16 protein-coding genes are annotated in these 18466 nt (G+C 55.9%); 8 read left to right on the top strand and 8 right to left on the bottom strand.

The features are described from left to right. Nucleotides 1-13: 13 nt before the first annotated feature. The 6 genes from ACFQUU_RS03040 to ACFQUU_RS03065 all read right to left on the bottom strand — a co-directional run bounded on the left by ACFQUU_RS03040 (nt 14) and on the right by ACFQUU_RS03065 (nt 4657). Nucleotides 14-1654: a GMC family oxidoreductase N-terminal domain-containing protein gene (locus ACFQUU_RS03040; RefSeq protein WP_382242478.1), complete on the bottom strand. Its 1641-nt coding sequence runs from the start codon at nt 1652-1654 to the stop codon at nt 14-16. Nucleotides 1655-1681: 27 nt separating this feature from the next. Continuing rightward, on the bottom strand, nt 1682-2206 hold the full coding sequence (locus ACFQUU_RS03045; protein WP_382242481.1) for a twin-arginine translocation signal domain-containing protein: 525 nt from the start codon (nt 2204-2206) through the stop codon (nt 1682-1684). A 241-nt stretch (nt 2207-2447) separates the two neighbouring features. Then, nucleotides 2448-2960: an RDD family protein gene (locus ACFQUU_RS03050; RefSeq protein WP_382242484.1), complete on the bottom strand. Its 513-nt coding sequence runs from the start codon at nt 2958-2960 to the stop codon at nt 2448-2450. A gap of 8 nt (nt 2961-2968) precedes the next feature. Next, nucleotides 2969-3682: a DUF3106 domain-containing protein gene (locus ACFQUU_RS03055; RefSeq protein ID WP_382242487.1), complete on the bottom strand. Its 714-nt coding sequence runs from the start codon at nt 3680-3682 to the stop codon at nt 2969-2971. Nucleotide 3683: 1 nt separating this feature from the next. Continuing rightward, nucleotides 3684-4091, bottom strand: a complete 408-nt coding sequence (locus ACFQUU_RS03060) for a DUF3619 family protein (protein WP_382242490.1) — start codon at nt 4089-4091, stop codon at nt 3684-3686. Beyond that, complete coding sequence (locus tag ACFQUU_RS03065; protein ID WP_382242493.1) at nt 4088-4657, bottom strand: RNA polymerase sigma factor; 570 nt, start codon at nt 4655-4657, stop codon at nt 4088-4090. Before ACFQUU_RS03065 ends, ACFQUU_RS03060 begins: the two co-directional genes overlap by 4 nt. 523 nt (nt 4658-5180) lie before the next feature. On the opposite strand from ACFQUU_RS03065, the gene ACFQUU_RS03070 reads away from it, so the two are divergent. From ACFQUU_RS03070 to ACFQUU_RS03095, 6 genes are all read left to right on the top strand, one after another. Further along, nucleotides 5181-6899, top strand: a complete 1719-nt coding sequence (locus ACFQUU_RS03070; protein WP_382242496.1) for an acetolactate synthase 3 catalytic subunit — start codon at nt 5181-5183, stop codon at nt 6897-6899. Further along, on the top strand, nt 6899-7390 hold the full coding sequence (gene ilvN / locus ACFQUU_RS03075) for an acetolactate synthase small subunit (protein WP_057291644.1): 492 nt from the start codon (nt 6899-6901) through the stop codon (nt 7388-7390). The genes ACFQUU_RS03070 and ilvN overlap by 1 nt, the downstream gene beginning before the upstream one ends. Nucleotides 7391-7432: 42 nt before the next feature. Next, nucleotides 7433-8449 carry a ketol-acid reductoisomerase gene (gene ilvC, locus ACFQUU_RS03080; protein ID WP_382242500.1) on the top strand — a complete coding sequence of 339 codons (1017 nt, stop codon included), beginning with the start codon at nt 7433-7435 and terminating at the stop codon, nt 8447-8449. A 132-nt stretch (nt 8450-8581) separates the two neighbouring features. Continuing rightward, nucleotides 8582-9361: an SIMPL domain-containing protein gene (locus ACFQUU_RS03085; protein WP_382242503.1), complete on the top strand. Its 780-nt coding sequence runs from the start codon at nt 8582-8584 to the stop codon at nt 9359-9361. Between the two features lie 451 nt (nt 9362-9812). Then, nucleotides 9813-10706 (top strand): CDP-diacylglycerol--serine O-phosphatidyltransferase, encoded by an 894-nt coding sequence (gene pssA / locus ACFQUU_RS03090; RefSeq protein WP_382242506.1) that lies wholly within the window; start codon nt 9813-9815, stop codon nt 10704-10706. Nucleotides 10707-11043: 337 nt separating this feature from the next. After that, on the top strand, nt 11044-12582 hold the full coding sequence (locus ACFQUU_RS03095) for a 2-isopropylmalate synthase (protein ID WP_382242509.1): 1539 nt from the start codon (nt 11044-11046) through the stop codon (nt 12580-12582). A gap of 65 nt (nt 12583-12647) precedes the next feature. On the opposite strand, the gene ACFQUU_RS03100 is transcribed toward ACFQUU_RS03095, so the two are convergent. Further along, nucleotides 12648-13166: a hypothetical protein gene (locus ACFQUU_RS03100; RefSeq protein ID WP_382242511.1), complete on the bottom strand. Its 519-nt coding sequence runs from the start codon at nt 13164-13166 to the stop codon at nt 12648-12650. Nucleotides 13167-13343: 177 nt separating this feature from the next. Here ACFQUU_RS03100 and rpsO point away from each other — a divergent pair, with 177 nt between their 5' ends. Further along, nucleotides 13344-13613, top strand: a complete 270-nt coding sequence (rpsO, locus tag ACFQUU_RS03105) for a 30S ribosomal protein S15 (protein ID WP_382242514.1) — start codon at nt 13344-13346, stop codon at nt 13611-13613. 239 nt (nt 13614-13852) lie between these two features. Next, nucleotides 13853-15991: a polyribonucleotide nucleotidyltransferase gene (pnp, locus tag ACFQUU_RS03110; protein ID WP_382242517.1), complete on the top strand. Its 2139-nt coding sequence runs from the start codon at nt 13853-13855 to the stop codon at nt 15989-15991. Nucleotides 15992-16139: 148 nt separating this feature from the next. Here the strand turns inward: pnp and ACFQUU_RS03115 are convergent, their stop codons facing one another. Next, nucleotides 16140-18464 (bottom strand): diguanylate cyclase domain-containing protein, encoded by a 2325-nt coding sequence (locus ACFQUU_RS03115; RefSeq protein ID WP_382242520.1) that lies wholly within the window; start codon nt 18462-18464, stop codon nt 16140-16142. Between the last annotated feature and the right edge of the window lie 2 nt (nt 18465-18466).

Here is an 18466-nt window from a genome sequence, read left to right on the forward strand (position 1 = left end):
GTGAAACCATGCGTCAAAATGTAGTCAACGGCGGCGCCGGCTTTCCCGTCAGTTCGGTAGCCAGCCCGCTTGCCAGCTTAGCGGTGATTCCGTAGATCGACAACTGCGGATTTGCTCCAATTGATGTGGGAAACAAGGAGCCGTCGTGAACCGACAGATTGGCAACATTGTGATAGCGCCCCTGTGAGGAGACTACCCCCAGCTTTCGGTCGTCGGACATGGCGCAGCCACCCATGACGTGGGCCGATGCGACACGCGTTTTCAGGGGCGCGTAGGTCAGATTTTCAATCGCTGTGCGAGCGCTGCTCCAGCTCGAATAGCCTTCCGCTTGCTCGTGGACCGGGTACACGGCCTTGGCCCCGGCTGCAAATTGTATCTCCGCCATGCTCAGCATGGCCCGCCGGACACCGTCCCAGACAAAATCCGAGATCGGATAATCCAGTACAGGCGAACCATCGTTACGCAATGCGATGGAACCTCCAGGGGAGTCCGGATGGAAGCCATCGCGCAATAGGGCCAGCAAGGCATGCGTCCGGGCAAACTCTTTCATCATGTCAGCATGCTGTTTCCCGAACCCGCTCATCGTGGATGCAAACAATAGCGGGTGGAGAGGGGGTGCTTCAAGCTTGTACCCTATTGGTCCATCGATCGGCTGCGTCTCCAGAAAGTGATCAGAGTAAATTGTCTGCGGTGCGCCTGCAAAGCCTTCAACCTGGTGATCGTGCAATGCGGCCGAGATAAGCGTGGGATGCAAGAACGTGCGTTTACCCAGCAACCCGTTCGGGTCAGGTGCTTTTGAGCGCATCAGAAGTGCCGGCGAATTGATGGCGCCTCCGGCAACCACATAGTGTTTGGCGCGGATCTGAATGGTTCGCCCGGTGGTCGCCAGGCCGCTTGCATTCATTGCCGTGCAGGACAAGCCGGTGACCTTGTCGCCGCTGAACTGAAGCTTATCTGCACGCGTCCGGGTCAACAAGGATGCGCCGTGTGACAGCGCGGAGGGAATTGTGGTGACCAGCATCGACTGCTTGGCATTGGTCGGACAGCCCATGCCACAGTAACCGAGGTTCCAGCAGCCTTTGACGTTGCGCAGGATAGCGCCGACAGGAATGCCGAGTTGCGTCGCGCCACGGCGTAGCAGATCATTGTTTTCATTTGGCGGCGCGGTCCACGTGCCGATATGAAGGCGGCGTTCCATCATTGCAAACCAAGGGGCTAGTGCCTCCGCTGAATACGTTTGCAAGCCGAATGTTTTTTGCCAATAGGCGAGCGTGGCCGGCGGCGTTCGAAAGCTCGATGTCCAGTTAACCGTCGTTGAACCCCCCACGCTGCGCCCCTGCAGGATATTGATGGCTTTGTCTTTTGTCTTGCGTGCGGCGGATTCCTGGTATAGGGTCGGATACGCATCAGCTTCGCGCATTTTGAAATCGCGTGACGACTTGAGAGGGCCTTCTTCAATCAACACCACATTGAGGCCGGCAAGCGTGAGGATTTCAGCCGTCACGCCGCCGCCTGCACCCGTGCCGACAATCGCAACATCCGCTTCCAATGTGCGGTCAGTTGTCAGTGTCGAAGCATCGATCACGTTCCAGCCGACGACAAGTCCTGCCTGGATCGGATCGGGAATAACAGGTGAGGAAACTGTTGATGTCATGCAGGCCCCGGACTTGATTCAAACAATTCAGCTCAACTCTTTTAACGGGCCCGGATAACCGATCGATGCCCAGTTGGACGCGTCGGCATACCAGGGCCCGATGATCAGGTCATGTAATGCGTGGTAAGCGGTCTGCAGTAAGCCGATCCGGCTGTGACGCCAGCTTTGCAAGAATGCTGCGACGTCTTCCGGACGTGCTTTGTCCCATTCATCCGGCACGCCGGCGAGAAAGCGGCGCGTAGGGCCGAGGGTCAGCAATGCAAACAAATCCTGAATTTCTTTTTGCGTGGTGAGTGGCAAGCCGGCAATTGCTTCGCTCACGAGGGAAACGGCACGATCCCGATCCGCGAGCGCGGCGTCGACGTTGCCGATCATGACCGGCGCGATAGCCGTTAACGCGGATCGCGCTTTATCATCCAGAATGAAACGCGTGGATGCGACAGATGGCTGCAATACGCGGTAAATTCCGCCGGCAGTCGTGAGTGCCAGTGTGCCGATCAGGCCGGCCTTGAGGAAGCTGCGACGGGATGGATGGGGAAAAGTGCCTGCCATGTCTCGATCGGAAATGGGTTTGATCGAGTGTACTCCAATGAGGGCACGAGTTTTTTATGCAGTCTAGAGGCCGGACTCTAGATTGAAGCTTCATGCCCAATGGCGAGTTCTCTTGCGCCTAAAATTATTATCAGGCGCATTAATGGCTTTCCTCTGCCGGCACCTGCACGCCGCATCCGATATGGCATCCAGGTGGTCTTTTGAGGCGAGTTCCTGTTTGCGGTGCAACGTCGAGTCCGACCTAAACCGTCGCCTTCGACTTCACAGCCTGATCGGGTACGCCGATTACACGTGTACCTGCGATGCGGTCATGCAGAAACTGGCGGTCAGGATCAAGTAAGGCCGTAAGTGTCCACAGAAGGACATTGGCAGCCGGGATCAGGATCAGCATCCAGCCTTTGGCGCCGGTAGCCCATGCTGCAGCAAATCCCGGCAATATCCACATCCACGCCAGGAGGTAGCGTCCCACAGCACGCTTGAAGCCGATTGCATTGCCGTCGAAGGTGACCAGTTGAATACGCCAGGTTTTCATGGCCAGAGTCTGGCCGCCGTGCGTCCAGAACCAGACAAAATACACGCCGATCACCAGGAACAGCCAAACCTGCGAAATGTTGCGCAGATAGAGTGCGTGCCGTTGCTCAAGCATGGTGGAAAAGAGCCATTCGGAAACGAAGACGACGCCGAACAGCAGCATGGATTCATACAACATGCTGGCGAGCCGGCGCCTCAGTGAAGGTAGTGCGGTAGTGTTCAACTTTGTACTTATTTGGAGGGTTGAGTAGCGGGTGGAATCGCGGATTGCGTGGTTGCCTGGGGCGTCACGGATTGCTCGAGAACCGGTTTGGGTGCCGATTTGATTGGAGGAATGGTTTTGCTTGCTGCACTCTGGGCGCTGGGTGAGGGCAGGGTGGTCACTTTCTTCTTTGAAGCAGCAGCTTCAGCAAGCTTTTTTTTCTGCTCATCCGGCAACTGCTGATAACGCTGCCACTCCTCGCTCTTCTTGTCTGGTCCAAGTTCCTTGGCGCGCGCATAGCTTTCACGCGCGGTGCGCCGCTGTTCGGGTGTCAGCTTGACCCAGTCGCGCATGCGTTCCTGTACGCGCTGCTGTTCATCCGGATTCATGGAGGCGTATTTGTTGCCGATGGCGAGCCATTTTTTCTTGCGAAAGCCGTCCATCTTGTCCCATTCCCCGCCCAGGGGCGCGAGAGCCTGTTGTTGCGCAGGAGTGAGCTCCGCCCATAGCGGCTTGACGGCCACCGGGGATTTTGTGGAAGGGGATGCCGGTGTGCCGTTCACTACGTGCGCAGTCGCCGCTTGCGCAGGAGCAGGAGCAGGAGCAAGTGCAGCGGCATCCTTCGGAGTGTCGGTGGATGCTGCTATAGCTGTGAGCGTCGTTGCTGCAATGGCAACCGCAGTCACTGAAATGAACGCCGCCCGCATGGTGCGGGCGGCGAGAGATGAAGTCTTACCGGTCATCTCAATCGCCTCGCTTCGCGAGGAAAGCATTGAATCCATGATCAAGGTAAGCAGACAAGGGAAGCTCATCCGACAGAACTTCAGCGTCGATTTCCGCTGTATCGGCAATGCGGCGCTTTTGCTCGTATTGATACATGCCGGTCAGGCCGACAACCAGTACCACCAGCGGCAGGGCGACGCCCATTCGTGCCAGCCAGGAAAGCCGGCTGCCGAGGAAACCCGTTCCCGCCTGGCCGGACAGGATCGCTTGCGGAACGATGGCGCGCAGCGGGGATGACTTCTTCTTGCGGGAGAGTGCCAGTTTGCGTGCATTGGCAAGCTTGTCGGTGGTCGACGGTGGCAGATTGTCAAGGTTCTCGTTCAGTGCGTGGCGTACCTTGTACGCAAAATTGATTTCTCTGGTATTCATAAGGTGATTCCTTTGGCTCGCAACGCCTGGGCCAGCGTATGCGTCGCACGCGAACAGTGCGTTTTGACGCTGCCTTCCGAGCACCCCATTGCGGCGGCGGTCTCGGCTACATCCATATCCTGCCAATAACGCATCAGGAAAGCTTCCCGTTGACGCCCCGGCAGCTTCTGTATTTCCTGTTCGATAACTGCCAGCACCTGATCGCGCTCGACCTTGTCGGCACTGGACTCGGCGGCTTGCGAACCTTCTTCGGCCTCATAGGTTTCCAGAACGTCATAGTTGTCGGCATCCGCGTTATCGCTCCCTAGCGAGGAAAACAGGCTGACCCAAGTGCTGCGTACTTTCTCACGCCGGAAGTAGTCGTGGATAGTGTTCTGGAGGATGCGCTGGAAAAGCAGCGGCAATTCGGCTGCCGGCTTGTCGCCATACTTCTCGGCCAGCTTGATCATTGCATCTTGGACAATATCCAGCGCCGACTCATCCTTCCTGACCGCGTACACGGCTTGTTTGAAGGCCCGGCGTTCCACGCTTTCGAGGAAGTCGGAGAGTTCTTTGTCGGTTGCCATTCGATGCGGCGGGTTTTCTATGGATGCCTGGAAGTTGGGCGGCCGCCGAGGGCGCGCTGAAAAGGGTGGGTTGCTTTGCGGACGGGATACCCGTAAAACAGTGCGCATGCTAGCAAAAAAGCCTTGTATTGTGCATAGTTTTTGCGGAAACCGCTTGATTTCTAACGGATTTAATGGAATTTAGCTTGACCAAAAGAGTGTGAGCTATTAACGTATCACTCCCTTCTCACCTGAAGGAATTGTCTTGTCCCGCGGCGCATGATGCCGCTTAATGGCAAGACGCGCTTTACCTAAAAAGCTGTTTGCTCTAACCCACGCCACAAGCGTGAGAAATTCGTAACGGTATTTCAGATACCCCGGCTGAACGAGTCGCGTTAAGCGTCATTTTGAATCGCATCTACGGATGCGCAACGAGGTGGCGTGACCGCACAAAGAAGGGAAGCCCCGGCCCTGTTATCCCATGCGACTTCGCAAGGAAAGAGCATCCGATCAATCTCCAATGGACCTTGAAAGGAACCAGGCAATGAGTAGCAATGAAATCACCGGCGCGGAGATCGTCGTCCGCTGCCTCGCAGAAGAGGGTGTTGAGCACGTATTCGGTTATCCGGGCGGTGCAGTCCTCTACATCTACGACGCAATCTTCAATCAAGACAAATTCCAGCATATCCTGGTACGCCACGAGCAGGCGGCGATCCACGCGGCCGACGCTTATTCGCGCAGTTCGCAAAAGGTCGGCGTCGCGATCGTTACTTCCGGCCCCGGCGTCACCAATGCGGTGACCGGTCTGGCCACCGCCTACATGGATTCGATCCCGATGGTGATCATTTCCGGTCAGGTGCCGTCCAGCGCGATCGGCCAGGATGCATTCCAGGAATGCGACACGGTCGGCATTACCCGTCCGTGCGTCAAGCACAACTTCCTCGTCAAGGATGTCAAGGACCTCGCCTCGACGATGAAGAAAGCATTCTATATCGCCACTACCGGCCGTCCCGGTCCGGTGCTGGTCGATATTCCCAAAGACATCAGCATGCATAAGACGGCATTCGAGTATCCGAAAGAACTCGAAATGCGTTCTTACAAGCCGGTTGACAAGGGCCACGCGGGCCAGATCCGCAAAGCTGTGCAGTTGCTGCTGAACGCCGAGCGCCCGATGATCTACACCGGCGGCGGCGTGATCCTTGCGCACGCGTCAGGCGAACTCAACAAGCTGGTGGACAAGCTCGGCTATCCCTGCACCAACACCTTGATGGGTCTCGGCGGCTACAGGGCGTCGAGCGACAAGTTCGTCGGCATGCCTGGCATGCACGGCACTTATGAAGCCAACATGGCCATGCAGCACTGCGACGTGCTGATCGCCATCGGCGCGCGCTTCGATGACCGTGTGATCGGCAACCCGAAACATTTCGCATCGCATCCGCGCAAGATCATTCACATCGACATCGACCCGTCGTCGATTTCCAAGCGCGTCAAGGTGGACATCCCCATCGTCGGCAACGTCAAGGACGTGTTGGTCGAATTGCTGTCGCAACTTGACGCCGCTGAATCCAAGCCGAATGCGAATGCGCTCGCTGCCTGGTGGCGTCAGATCAATGAATGGCGTGGCCGCGAGTGCCTGAAGTTTGATACTTCCGATACCGTAATCAAGCCGCAGGCCGTGGTGCAGAAGCTGTGGGAAGTAACCAAGGGCGATGCCTTTATTACTTCCGACGTTGGCCAGCACCAGATGTGGGCAGCGCAGTACTACAACTTCGACAAGCCGCGTCGCTGGGTCAATTCCGGTGGCTTGGGCACCATGGGCGTCGGCCTGCCATACGCAATGGGCGTGCAGATGGCCAACCCGGGTTCAACAGTGGCCTGTATCACTGGTGAAGCATCGATCCAGATGTGCATCCAGGAACTCGCGACCTGCAAGCAATATCACCTGACGCCAAAGATCATCCTGCTGAACAACCGCTTCCTCGGCATGGTGCGCCAGTGGCAGCAGATCGATTACGGCTCGCGTTATTCCGAGTCGTACATGGATTCCTTGCCGGACTTCAACAAACTCGCAGAAGCTTTCGGCCACGTCGGCATGAAGATCGAAAATCCGGGCGATGTCGAAGGTGCGCTGAAAGAGGCATTTGGCATGAAGGACCGGTTGGTGTTCATGAACTTCATTACGGATCAAACAGAAAACGTCTGGCCGATGGTGAAAGCCGGCAAGGGCTTGACTGAAATGCTTCTGGGTTCGGAGGATCTGTAATGCGTCACATCATTTCTGTACTGCTCGAGAATGAAGCGGGCGCCCTGTCGCGCGTGGTGGGCCTGTTTTCGGCCCGCGGCTACAACATCGAAACCCTGACCGTGGCACCGACCGAAGATGCGACCTTGTCGCGCATGACCATCGTCACCAGCGGTTCGGATGATGTGATCGAACAGATCACCAAGCACCTGAACCGCCTGATCGAAGTGATCAAGGTGGTCGACCTGACCGAAGGCGCGCACATCGAGCGTGAGCTTATGCTCATCAAGGTCCGTGCCGTCGGCAAGGAGCGCGAAGAAATGAAGCGTACCGCGGATATCTTCCGCGGTCGCATCATCGATGTCACCGAGAAGACTTACACCATCGAACTGACGGGTAACAAATCAAAGCTCGATGCCTTCATTGAATCGATCGACCGTACCGCCATCCTCGAAACCGTCCGTACCGGCGGCTCGGGCATCGGCCGCGGCGAGCGCATTCTCAAAGTCTGATATTGCAACCAATAACACCATCATTACCTGTTAGGAAGATACATGAAAGTTTTCTACGATAAAGACTGCGACCTGTCCCTCATCAAAGGCAAGAACGTTACGATCATCGGCTACGGTTCCCAGGGTCACGCACACGCGCAGAACCTGAACGACTCCGGCTGCAAGGTCACCGTCGCGCTGCGCAAGGGTGGTGCTTCGTGGGAAAAGGCAAAGAACGCCGGCTTGAACGTCATGGAAGTCAATGAGGCGGTCAAGGCTGCCGACGTCATCATGATCCTGCTGCCGGATGAGAACATTGCCCAGGTCTATAACGAAAACGTCGCGCCGAACGCAAAGCAGGGCGCTGTGCTCGCATTCGCTCACGGCTTCAACGTGCATTACGGTCAGGTTGTGCCGCGTGCCGACCTCGACGTCATCATGGTTGCGCCGAAAGCCCCGGGCCACACCGTTCGTGGCACCTACACCCAAGGTGGCGGCGTGCCGCACCTGATCGCCGTGTACCAGGACAAGTCCGGCAGCGCCCGCGACATCGCCCTGTCGTACGCAATGGCCAATGGCGGCGGCCGTGCCGGCATCATTGAAACCAACTTCCGTGAAGAGACCGAGACTGACCTCTTCGGCGAGCAGGCTGTGCTGTGCGGCGGTACCGTCGAACTGATCAAGGCTGGCTTCGAGACGCTGGTTGAAGCCGGATATGCACCGGAAATGGCTTATTTCGAGTGCCTGCACGAACTCAAGCTGATCGTCGACCTGATCTATGAAGGCGGTATCGCCAACATGAACTACTCGATCTCCAACAATGCTGAGTACGGCGAGTATGTGACCGGTCCGCGTGTCGTCACCGAAGACACCAAGAACGCCATGCGTCAGTGCCTGAAGGACATCCAGACCGGCGAGTATGCAAAGAGCTTCATCCTTGAAAACAAGGCTGGTGCACCGACGCTGATTTCCCGCCGCCGTCTGACTTCCGAGCACCAGATCGAGCAAGTTGGTGAAAAGCTGCGTGCAATGATGCCGTGGATCAAAAAGAACAAACTGGTCGACCAGTCCAAGAACTAAGAAAATCAGGTGACGTTCACGTTCTTGTAACAGTGTCAGACACTCATTACCATCCAGCAAACATTCAATTCGCTGTGATTGCGTAAAATGCATGGGGCCGCAATGTGCGGCCCTATTTTTTTGGAGGTGTTTATGCGACGTACCCGGATTGGTTTTCTGATTTGCCTGCTTTCAGCTTGCCTGAGCAGTGCCTATGCGCAGCAGGCTGCGCCATCCACCCCGGTATCTCCCCAATCCTCTGCACAGATGTTAGGGACTTTGGTCATTATTCCCGCCTATGGCGAAGTGCGTTATCCAAACGATGAGGCACGTGCGACGTTCATGATCGAGGAGCAGGACAAGGACAAGTCAGTCGCTGCTTCCCGCGTCAACCAAAAAATGAAGCAGGGTACGGAAATCGTGCGCAAAGAAGACCCTCAGGCACAGTTGAAAACACGTGGTTATTACACTTACCCGGTGTATGCCGACGAGGCACAGCCGCGAACGACCAGCAAGGCACGGCAGCCGGTCGGCTGGCGTGTCGGCCAATACCTTGATGTGACGACAATGAATCTGGCGGGATTGCCGAAGACGGTCGCAGCTGCACAAAAGTTGCTCGCGTTGAACGGCCTTTCCTTTGGTCTGTCACCGGCAAGCAATCGGAAGCTTGAAGAGCAACGCATTGCCGCCGCATATCAGAATCTGACTGACCGAGTGGCTGCGGTTGCCAAGGCCATGGGGCGCAACGTCGCCGATGCAACGATGGAGACGGTAGATTTTGAGGCATCGGGTGCTTACGCCCCGCAGGATGCGATGATGGCGAAAAACATGCGTGCTTCCGCCATGGAGGCTGCCCCAGTGGAAGAACCGAGCTTTGAGCCGGGTGAAACGACACTCAACATGCGCGTGGTCGGCAAAGTGCGTTTTCGATAAACAAGGATTTCGATTTCAGGGATAGTGATACCCCTCATACGCATATACATTGGCTTCAATATGAGCATGCACACTTATTTTGCAGGTTACATTTAATGCCCAGTCGTCTAGAATAACCCCGCTCTGAATTTTCATTGTCAAAATGCATCAAAAAATGCGCAGCGGCTTGATGGCGAAATGGGAAACTTATCGCGGGGTGGTACTGGTCAACATGCGGAATGCGTTTGTACAGGGTGTGAGATGGGGTTGGTATTGATTCAAATCTTCCTCATGTGCCGCCAGGTTGAGAATCGGTGACGCCGGATTCCAGAAATAGAAATGATGCCTACCTTACGGCGGTATCGTCTATCGTTACCCCGGGCACTGCGTCGCAGTATCCGGTAGGGATACAATTCTGGCCTCGCTATTTGATTAGCTTATTTATCTTTACTTTTATTTAGACGGAATCAGCATGGCAACCTTCAATCGTCGCAAGGCGAAAAGCAGCGCCGGGTTATTCCCCAAGGCATCGCGTTTTGGCAGGCGGGCTTCCATTCACGCTGCACAGCGTGATGGCGTCGACGATGATAATCTTGCCGTCGCACAGGTCCCGCGTCGTCGCGGTATCTACCTGTTGCCCAATGCATTCACGACAGCCAATCTGTTCTGTGGGTTCTTTGCGATTGTCATGGCAATGAACCTAAAGTTCGATCAGGCTTCGGTCGCCATCTTTGCTGCCATGCTACTTGATAGCGTGGACGGACGCGTAGCCCGGCTCACGAATACCCAGAGCGAGTTCGGCGCTCAATATGACAGTTTGTCGGATATGTTGTCGTTCGGCGCGGCGCCGGCGCTGGTTGTGTACGAGTGGTCGCTGCGCGGCATGGGTAAACTCGGCTGGCTGGCTGCATTTGTGTATTGTGCTGGCGCGGCACTACGTCTTGCACGTTTCAATACCAATATCGCCGTCGTTGATATACGGTATTTCCAAGGTTTGCCTAGTCCGGCCGCCGCAGCGTTGGTGACTGGATTTATCTGGCTGATGGATGACCTGCGCTTTGTCGGCACTGATCTGACCTGGTTTGCTTGGGCGATTACCTTGTATGCTGGACTGACGATGGTGACTAACGTCCCGTTCTATAGTTTCAAAGAAATCAATTTTCGCAAATCGGTACCGTTTATTGCCATCTTTGTCATCGTCCTGATATTTGTACTGATATCCAGTGATCCGCCGAAGGTCCTGTTCGGCATGTTCGTGCTGTACGGGCTTTCCGGCTATGTAATTTATTTCTGGCGGCTGTTCAAGGGAAAGCCGGTCAGTATTGTGGATACCACCGAGCATGACTTAATGGACCACAAGGATTGATGTGATGGAAAGATAGTGAAAAGCGAAGACGCCGGCCATGCCGGCGTCTTCGCTTTTAACGACGCCACGAAACGCCTTGGGCCATGGATGCATCAAAGCATTGCACTTTTCCATGAATCCGCTTATAGTTTTTCGCATGTCCCGCGAAATCCACATTTCCGCATCCGCTTTTTCCGGCAGCCTCCTGCTAGGCCTGCTGCTACTAGTGCGTTAACGCGCGCTAAATCCCATACCCCCACAATTCGCGTAGTTTCTGGCCCCTGCCGTTCATGGCAAGGGCAGGCGAAAACCCATTGACGACGATCCGATTTCCGAATTTTCCTGACAGGAGTGCAGCATGGCCGACAAACTGATTATTTTCGATACCACCTTGCGAGACGGCGAACAGTCGCCTGGCGCTTCGATGACCAAGGATGAAAAAATCCGGATTGCGAAGCAGTTGGAACGACTGCGTGTCGATGTCATTGAAGCCGGATTCGCTGCGGCATCACCTGGCGATTTCGAATCGATCAAGGCCATCGCCGGCATTATCAAGGAATCCACTGTCTGCTCCCTGTCCCGTGCGAATGACCGCGATATTTCCCGCGCGGCGGAAGCCCTTGCCGGTGCAGAGCGCAAGCGCATCCATACCTTCATTGCGACCTCGCCGCTGCATATGGAAAAGAAGCTGCGGATGACGCCGGACCAGGTGTTTGAGCAGGCCAAACAGGCGGTTCGCTTTGCGCGCCAGTTCACCGACGATGTCGAGTTCAGTCCGGAAGATGGCAGCCGTTCGGATATGGATTTCCTGTGCCGCGTGATTGAAGCTGTCATCGCCGAAGGTGCCAGTACCATCAACTTTGCTGACACTGTCGGTTACGGCGTCCCCGAGCTGTACGGCAATATGATAAAGACTCTGCGCGAGCGCATCCCCAATTCGGATAAGGCAATCTGGTCGGTACATTGCCATAACGATCTGGGCATGGCCGTGGCAAATTCACTGGCCGGGGTAATGATCGGCGGCGCGCGTCAGGTCGAGTGCACCATCAACGGCTTGGGCGAACGTGCTGGCAATACTGCGCTGGAAGAAATCGTCATGGCGGTGCGTACCCGCAAGGACCATTTCAATCTCGACCTGTCGATCGACACCGCGCAAATTGTCCCGGCATCCAAGCTGGTGTCGCAGATCACCGGATTCGCCGTTCAGCCGAATAAGGCGGTAGTGGGCGCAAATGCCTTTGCCCATGCGTCTGGCATTCACCAGGACGGTGTGCTCAAGGCACGTGACACCTATGAAATCATGCGTGCGGAGGACGTGGGCTGGACCACCAATAAAATTGTCCTCGGCAAGCTCTCCGGCCGCAATGCGTTCAAGCAACGCCTTGAGGAACTCGGGATCGAACTGGAGTCCGAAACCGAGGTGAATGCGGCATTTTCGCGCTTCAAGGAGCTTGCTGATCGCAAGGCTGAAATCTTTGATGAAGACATTATTGCCGTTGTTGCCGACGAGCAGCACTCGCATGATAAAGAGTTCTACCGCTTTGTCTCGCTGGCACAGCATTCTGAAACTGGCGAGCGGCCGACAGCCAAAGTGGTATTTACCATGGATGGTAAGGAACTGACCTGCGCCGGCCAAGGCAATGGTCCGGTCGATGCGACTGTGCATGCGATCGAATCGGAGGCCAAGAGCGGTGCTGAGTTGCTGCTGTTTTCGGTGAATGCCATTACCACCGGTACCGAGTCGCAAGGCGAGGTGACGATGCGTCTTTCGAAGTCAGGCCGGATTGTCAACGGCGTCGGGGCCGATCCGGACATCGTTGTGGCCTCGGCGAAAGCTTACCTGTCTGCATTAAACAAGCTGCAATCCAAGGCGGAACGCGTCAATCCGCAGTTGTGATTAGTTTGCACGGTTTCCCCAACCGATAGCTCAGCAAGAAGCGCCTCATGGAGGCGCTTTTTCTTTTAGCGCAGGCCGCGTGCGAATGGGAAGCGCAGGTCGGGATCAAAGCGTGGATCAGGGCCATTCATCATTTGCCGAACCACGCCGGAGCGGTCGAAATGCACATGCATCATGGAGTTCCAGACGTTGCTTTCTTTGTAAGGATAGGTCCAGACCTCAAGGTCGCGAAGGGGCAGGTAACTGGTCTCAATCGGATAACCGATGGTGCGGAGCACGGAGTCCTTGGTGGCTTCGTCCACCTTGATTGAGGCGAATTTTTCATTGGTCAGGACCTGTTCGAAGGACGTCACCCGCCCGGCATTATCGATTCGCGCCAGATACGCCTTTTGACCCCACGCGCCGGCGCCATATTCAAAAATTTCCCCGCCCCCGATGTCCTTGATGCGATGCGTCGGTTCCCCGCGTTTGGCTATCACGTCAGCAGCGCTGTCACCGACATTCACCGGGGCTGGCATGATGGCTGCACAGCCGCCAAGCATGAGCAGAATGGCAAGAGCAGGGATGAATCCGGATTTTTTCATTTTTATTCCTTCGTCGGGAACGGCATATCTGCTTCGCCCCCGGAATGCCTAAGTATTTGAATAAACGGGCCAATTCCTATATACTGCGCGTCTTGGTCGTTTGACCAAATTTTTTTGTTAATTGTTCACGGTGTGTTGTGGGTTGCGACTCCGTACACCGCATGTGAAAGGTAAGTCATGTCAGTAGAAAACATCAACAAGGCCGCAATCATTGCGGACAATGCTCGCGGCACCAATGATACCGGCTCACCGGAAGTGCAGGTTGCACTCCTGACTGCCCGTATCAATGAGCTCAACAGCCACTTCAAGGCACACGCAAAGGATCACCACTCCCGCCGTGGCCTGATCATGATGGTTAACCGCCGCAAGAGCCTGCTCTCCTACCTGAAGGGCAAAGATGCAAACCGTTATCGTGCCCTCATCGAGAAGCTTGGTCTGCGTAAGTAATCTGTTGCGGCACTCGCCAGATTTATAGAAGAAATGCCTGCGTCAGTCTCCTGATGCGGGCATTTTGTCATTTGGCGATTTGTCGAGTTTGTCGTGTGTATAGTTGAATTCAGTTTCAGTGAGCGTTTGAATCAAAGCGTACGAAAATGAAAGGTGGCTGGCCACGCGTGGCAAGCTATCTGTGGTGAGGCGAACGACAGCGCCTGAAAATCTGTCGGCAAAAATAGAAAGGAAACACCGTGTTCAACAAAGTTACCAAGACCTTCCAGTACGGGCAGCATACCGTTACGCTCGAAACAGGTGAAATCGCCCGTCAGGCGTCCGGTGCCGTCGTGGTGTCGATCGAAGATACCGTCGTGCTCGCAACCGTCGTTGCGCGCAAGGATGCCAAGCCAGGCCAGGATTTCTTTCCCCTGACCGTTGACTACGTCGAGAAGAGCTATGCCGCAGGACGTATTCCCGGTGGCTTCTTCAAGCGCGAAGGCCGTCCATCCGAAAAGGAGACGCTGACATCCCGCCTGATCGATCGTCCGATTCGTCCGCTGTTTCCCGAAGGCTACCTGAATGAAGTTCAGGTCATCGTTCACGTCTTGTCCGTTAATCCGGAAATCGATCCCGACATTCCTGCAATGATCGGTGCGTCCGCTGCGATCAGCGTCGCCGGTATTCCTTTCAATGGCCCGCTGGGCGCTGCTCGCGTCGGTTATATCGATGGCCAGTACGTCCTCAATCCGACCGCAACGCAATTGCCGCAGTCGCAAATGGATCTGGTGGTTGCCGGTACCGAGCAGGCAGTGTTGATGGTCGAATCCGAAGCCAACCAGTTGTCTGAAGAAATCATGCTCGGCGCAGTCGTATTCGGCCATGAGCAGATGAAGGCAGTCATCGACGCCATCCATGAACTGGTGCGCGACGGCGGCAAGCCGGAAGTCCAGTGGGCTCCCGCAGCGAAGAATGAAGCCCTGATCTCCCGTATCACGGAGCTGGCGGAAGGCAAGCTGCGCGAGGCGTACCAGACCAAGGACAAGCAGGCACGTACTGCCAAGCTGAATACCGTTTCCGCGGAAGTCAACGCGGCGCTGGCAGCCCAGGCTGCCGAAGCCGGCATGAACCCACCGGATGCAGCCGAAGTCGGTAGCGTGATGTTCGATCTGGAAGCCAGAATCGTTCGTTCGCAGATTCTGGAAGGCGAACCACGTATCGACGGCCGTGATACACGCACCGTGCGCCCAATTTCAATCCGTAATAGCGTGTTGCCGCGTACACACGGCTCCGCACTGTTCACCCGTGGCGAAACGCAGGCACTGGTCATCGCCACCCTCGGTACCGCACGAGACGAACAAAAGATCGACGCCCTGATGGGTGAGTACTCCGACCGATTCATGCTTCACTACAACATGCCTCCGTTCGCCACCGGTGAAACCGGCCGCGTAGGTACACCGAAGCGCCGTGAAATCGGCCACGGTCGTTTGGCCAAGCGCGCCCTGCAGGCGGCGCTGCCATCGCCAGAAGAGTTCAGCTATTCGGTTCGCCTGGTGTCCGAAATCACCGAGTCGAATGGTTCCTCGTCGATGGCTTCGGTTTGCGGTGGCTGTCTCGCGCTGATGGATGCTGGCGTGCCGATGAAGGCGCATGTCGCCGGCATCGCAATGGGCCTGATCAAGGACGGCAGCAAGTTTGCGGTTCTGACTGACATTCTGGGCGATGAAGATCACCTCGGCGACATGGACTTCAAGGTTGCCGGTACTGCCAATGGCATTACCGCACTCCAGATGGACATCAAGATCCAGGGTATCACCAAGGAAATCATGCAAGTCGCTCTCGCACAGGCGAAAGAGGGCCGTATGCATATCCTCGCAAAGATGCAGGAAGCCATGCCGAACGGCAAAGTAGAGCTTTCCGATTTTGCGCCGCGTCTTATCACCATCAAGATCAATCCGGAAAAAATCCGTGATGTGATCGGCAAGGGTGGAGCGGTAATCCGTGCATTGACTGAAGAAACCGGTACCCAGATCGACATCAGCGATGAAGGCGTGGTCACCATCGCTTCCGTCGACGCCGCTGCGGGACAGGAAGCCAAGCGCCGCATTGAAGAATTGACCGCATCGGTCGAAGTAGGCAAGAGCTACGACGGTGTCGTGCTCAAGCTTCTCGACTTCGGCGCGATCGTTCAGGTCATGCCGGGCAAGGACGGCCTGTTGCACATCAGCCAGATCGCCAATGAGCGTGTCAACGCCGTTGCTGATTACCTGAAGGAAGGCCAGCAGGTTCGCGTCAAGGTCCTCGAAACTGATGACCGCGGCCGCCTGAAGCTGTCCATGAAAGCTGTCGCGGCTGAAGAAGCCGGTGCAGCACAGCAACAGCAGCAACAACAGTAATCGCAATAAGCAAAGGGTTTGCCGTTTTCCAGGCAATCCTTTTTAATAAAAAACCGCCCTAGGAGCAATCCCGGGCGGTTTTTTATTGGCGCGGCTCATCGTACGACGACTCGTGCGTCACTCATGCACCGCTCATGCAACAGACGCGTCAGCTCACACCAATCCGTTTGCCATCGAGCCGGTAAAGTGCCGACGTACACTTGAACGCTGTCGCTGCATCATAGTCGTTTGCCGCCGGCGTCGAAAAAAACTGAAAGGCATTCTTGCCGCGCTCTTTTGCGCGATACATCGCGTTGTCTGCATTCTTCAGCAGGGCGGCTGCCGTGGTGCCGTCTTCCGGATAAATGCCGATTCCGATGCTGACGCTTAAACGGCATTCCGTTCCGTTGATCATGATTGGTCGCGCCGCTTCATGCAGTAGTTTCTGCGCGACTTCGGCGGCATAACGGCCATGCCCCAACTCCTCGATCAGGACATAGAATTCATCGCCACCCATGCGCGCAATCTTGTCCGTCTCGCGAAGGCAGCCACGCATACGTTTGGCAGTCTCACGTAGCACATGGTCGCCCGCGTCATGTCCCAGCGTATCGTTGATTTCCTTGAACTTGTCGAGATCCAAAAACAGTACGGCGAACCTGTTGCCATGGCGCTGGGCATTGCGCAACGCGAGATCCAGATATTCCTTGAACAGAAAGCGATTGGGCAGGCTGGTCAAACCGTCGTAATGCGCGAGATAACGAATCCGTTCTTCCGAGGCGCGGCTTTCGATGGCGATGCCGGCGAGATCCGTGCAGATGCTGAACAGCTGGAGATCTTCCAGGGTCGGTGACGCAGCTTCACGCAAGTACAACGCGAAGGTACCCAGCACTTTCCGGTTGCGACCGAAAATTGGCCATGAGGCGCATGCCTTCAGATCGTGCTGCAGGGCCACTGCGCGATGCTCTTCCCACAGCGGATCGGTCTCAATGTTCTTGACGATCACGGGTTCGCCACGATACGCGGCTGTCCCGCAAGACCCTTTGCCAGATGCTACCGGGAGTTCGCCTATGCCACTGAGATAGCTTGGCGGCAAGCTTGGCGCAACGGGTGTGCCAAGCACGTTGCGCTCCGCATCCAATTGCATAATGGCGCAAAGTCCGCGCTCAGACTGACCCTCCACGAAGCGTGCGATTTCTGTCAGGATTTCCGGCAGCGCGACGCCGGTCGCTACCATGTTGAGGATACGGTTTTGTCCAAGCTGTATGGCTTCGGCCCGTTTACGTTCCGTGATGTCCCGAACGACGACTTGAAGTGCGGGTGCCTCGTCAAAATTCACTTTGCTGATGCCGATTTCGACATTCAGCGCCGCACCATCCGGACGCGCCCATCGCTGCTCAACAAAAGAGGGTGGCGGCACATCGGATCGACCGTGGTACGCGCATTCCCGAAACAGGGCATGGAAGTCGGCATCAATAAAATCGAAAATGTTCCGGCCAAGCAGCTCGTCGGATTTGCTTACGCCGAACAACCGGAGTGCAGCGCGATTCAGCAGCGCCAGAGCATCATGCTGGACTACCAGTATCGCTTCCGGCGACAAGTCCACTAGCTGGCGGTAACGTCGTGCGCTGTCCTTCAACATCGCCTGTGTCTGCTTGAGTTCGGAGATGTCGCGGATAAACGCGGTGAACACAGGCTTGTTGTCGACAGTTACCGGTACCACAGCCATCTCGACTGGAAAAAGCGAGCCGTCTGCGTGCTGAGCTGTCACTTCGATCCGACGATTGAGAAGGGTGCTTTCGCCGGTAGCGAGATAACGTTCAAGCCCTTGGTGATGATGCTCCCGCCACTCGGCTGGGATGATGACGTCGGCCAGTTTTTTGCCAATCACCTCGGTGCTTGCGTAGCCAAACGTCTGTTCCGCTGACTGGTTGAAGCTAATAATTTCACCAAGATGGTTGATTGATACGATGCAATCCAAGGCGGCAGTCAGAATGGCGCCATTGATTTTCTCTTGTGCATTTACGTCGTCTTTCGACTTCAGGGAAGCGGCGCGCTCCATGTCGGCAAAAATACCGGCCATACGTAGCGCGCGCCCATACTTGCCACGTTCGATGACCTTGCCGCTGATCTCGATATGACGCCACCCTAATTGACTGTCTTGCAGGCGTAGCCTGATCCGGTGAACTGCTCCGTCATTGTCTATTCCACCGCGCAGAGCTTCATGGAGTTTTCTGTAAAACGTCGGCTTGTCAGACTCATGGATCAACGTTGCCAGAGTAGCGGTGCGCCAGACTGTGTCGTTTCCCGGGACGAGCGACTTGAGCTCTTCAGTGACGCCGCCGTTCAAATACAAGCGATCATCAGCTATATGCCAATCAAATGCGATCTGGCTGGCAGCGGCAAGAGCGAGGCTGATACTCTCATCAAGCAAGAGGGGGGAGCCTGCGCGCAGCGCATTGCTAGTAACCGGCACTGAAGGGAAAATGCGCTGCATAA

The organism is Herbaspirillum sp. GCM10030257 (assembly GCF_042666555.1).
GTDB lineage: Bacteria > Pseudomonadota > Gammaproteobacteria > Burkholderiales > Burkholderiaceae_D > Noviherbaspirillum.

Coding starts and splice junctions, on each gene's coding strand:
- ACFQUU_RS03040 (WP_382242478.1), bottom strand. CDS start 1,654: ATGACATCAACAGTTTCCTCACCTGTTATTCCCGATCCGATCCAGGCA.
- ACFQUU_RS03115 (WP_382242520.1), bottom strand. CDS start 18,464: ATGCAGCGCATTTTCCCTTCAGTGCCGGTTACTAGCAATGCGCTGCGC.
- pssA (WP_382242506.1), top strand. CDS start 9,813: ATGGCAACCTTCAATCGTCGCAAGGCGAAAAGCAGCGCCGGGTTATTC.
- ACFQUU_RS03085 (WP_382242503.1), top strand. CDS start 8,582: ATGCGACGTACCCGGATTGGTTTTCTGATTTGCCTGCTTTCAGCTTGC.
- ACFQUU_RS03045 (WP_382242481.1), bottom strand. CDS start 2,206: ATGGCAGGCACTTTTCCCCATCCATCCCGTCGCAGCTTCCTCAAGGCC.
- ilvC (WP_382242500.1), top strand. CDS start 7,433: ATGAAAGTTTTCTACGATAAAGACTGCGACCTGTCCCTCATCAAAGGC.
- ACFQUU_RS03060 (WP_382242490.1), bottom strand. CDS start 4,091: ATGAATACCAGAGAAATCAATTTTGCGTACAAGGTACGCCACGCACTG.
- ACFQUU_RS03070 (WP_382242496.1), top strand. CDS start 5,181: ATGAGTAGCAATGAAATCACCGGCGCGGAGATCGTCGTCCGCTGCCTC.
- ilvN (WP_057291644.1), top strand. CDS start 6,899: ATGCGTCACATCATTTCTGTACTGCTCGAGAATGAAGCGGGCGCCCTG.
- ACFQUU_RS03055 (WP_382242487.1), bottom strand. CDS start 3,682: ATGACCGGTAAGACTTCATCTCTCGCCGCCCGCACCATGCGGGCGGCG.
- ACFQUU_RS03065 (WP_382242493.1), bottom strand. CDS start 4,657: ATGGCAACCGACAAAGAACTCTCCGACTTCCTCGAAAGCGTGGAACGC.
- rpsO (WP_382242514.1), top strand. CDS start 13,344: ATGTCAGTAGAAAACATCAACAAGGCCGCAATCATTGCGGACAATGCT.
- ACFQUU_RS03095 (WP_382242509.1), top strand. CDS start 11,044: ATGGCCGACAAACTGATTATTTTCGATACCACCTTGCGAGACGGCGAA.
- ACFQUU_RS03100 (WP_382242511.1), bottom strand. CDS start 13,166: ATGAAAAAATCCGGATTCATCCCTGCTCTTGCCATTCTGCTCATGCTT.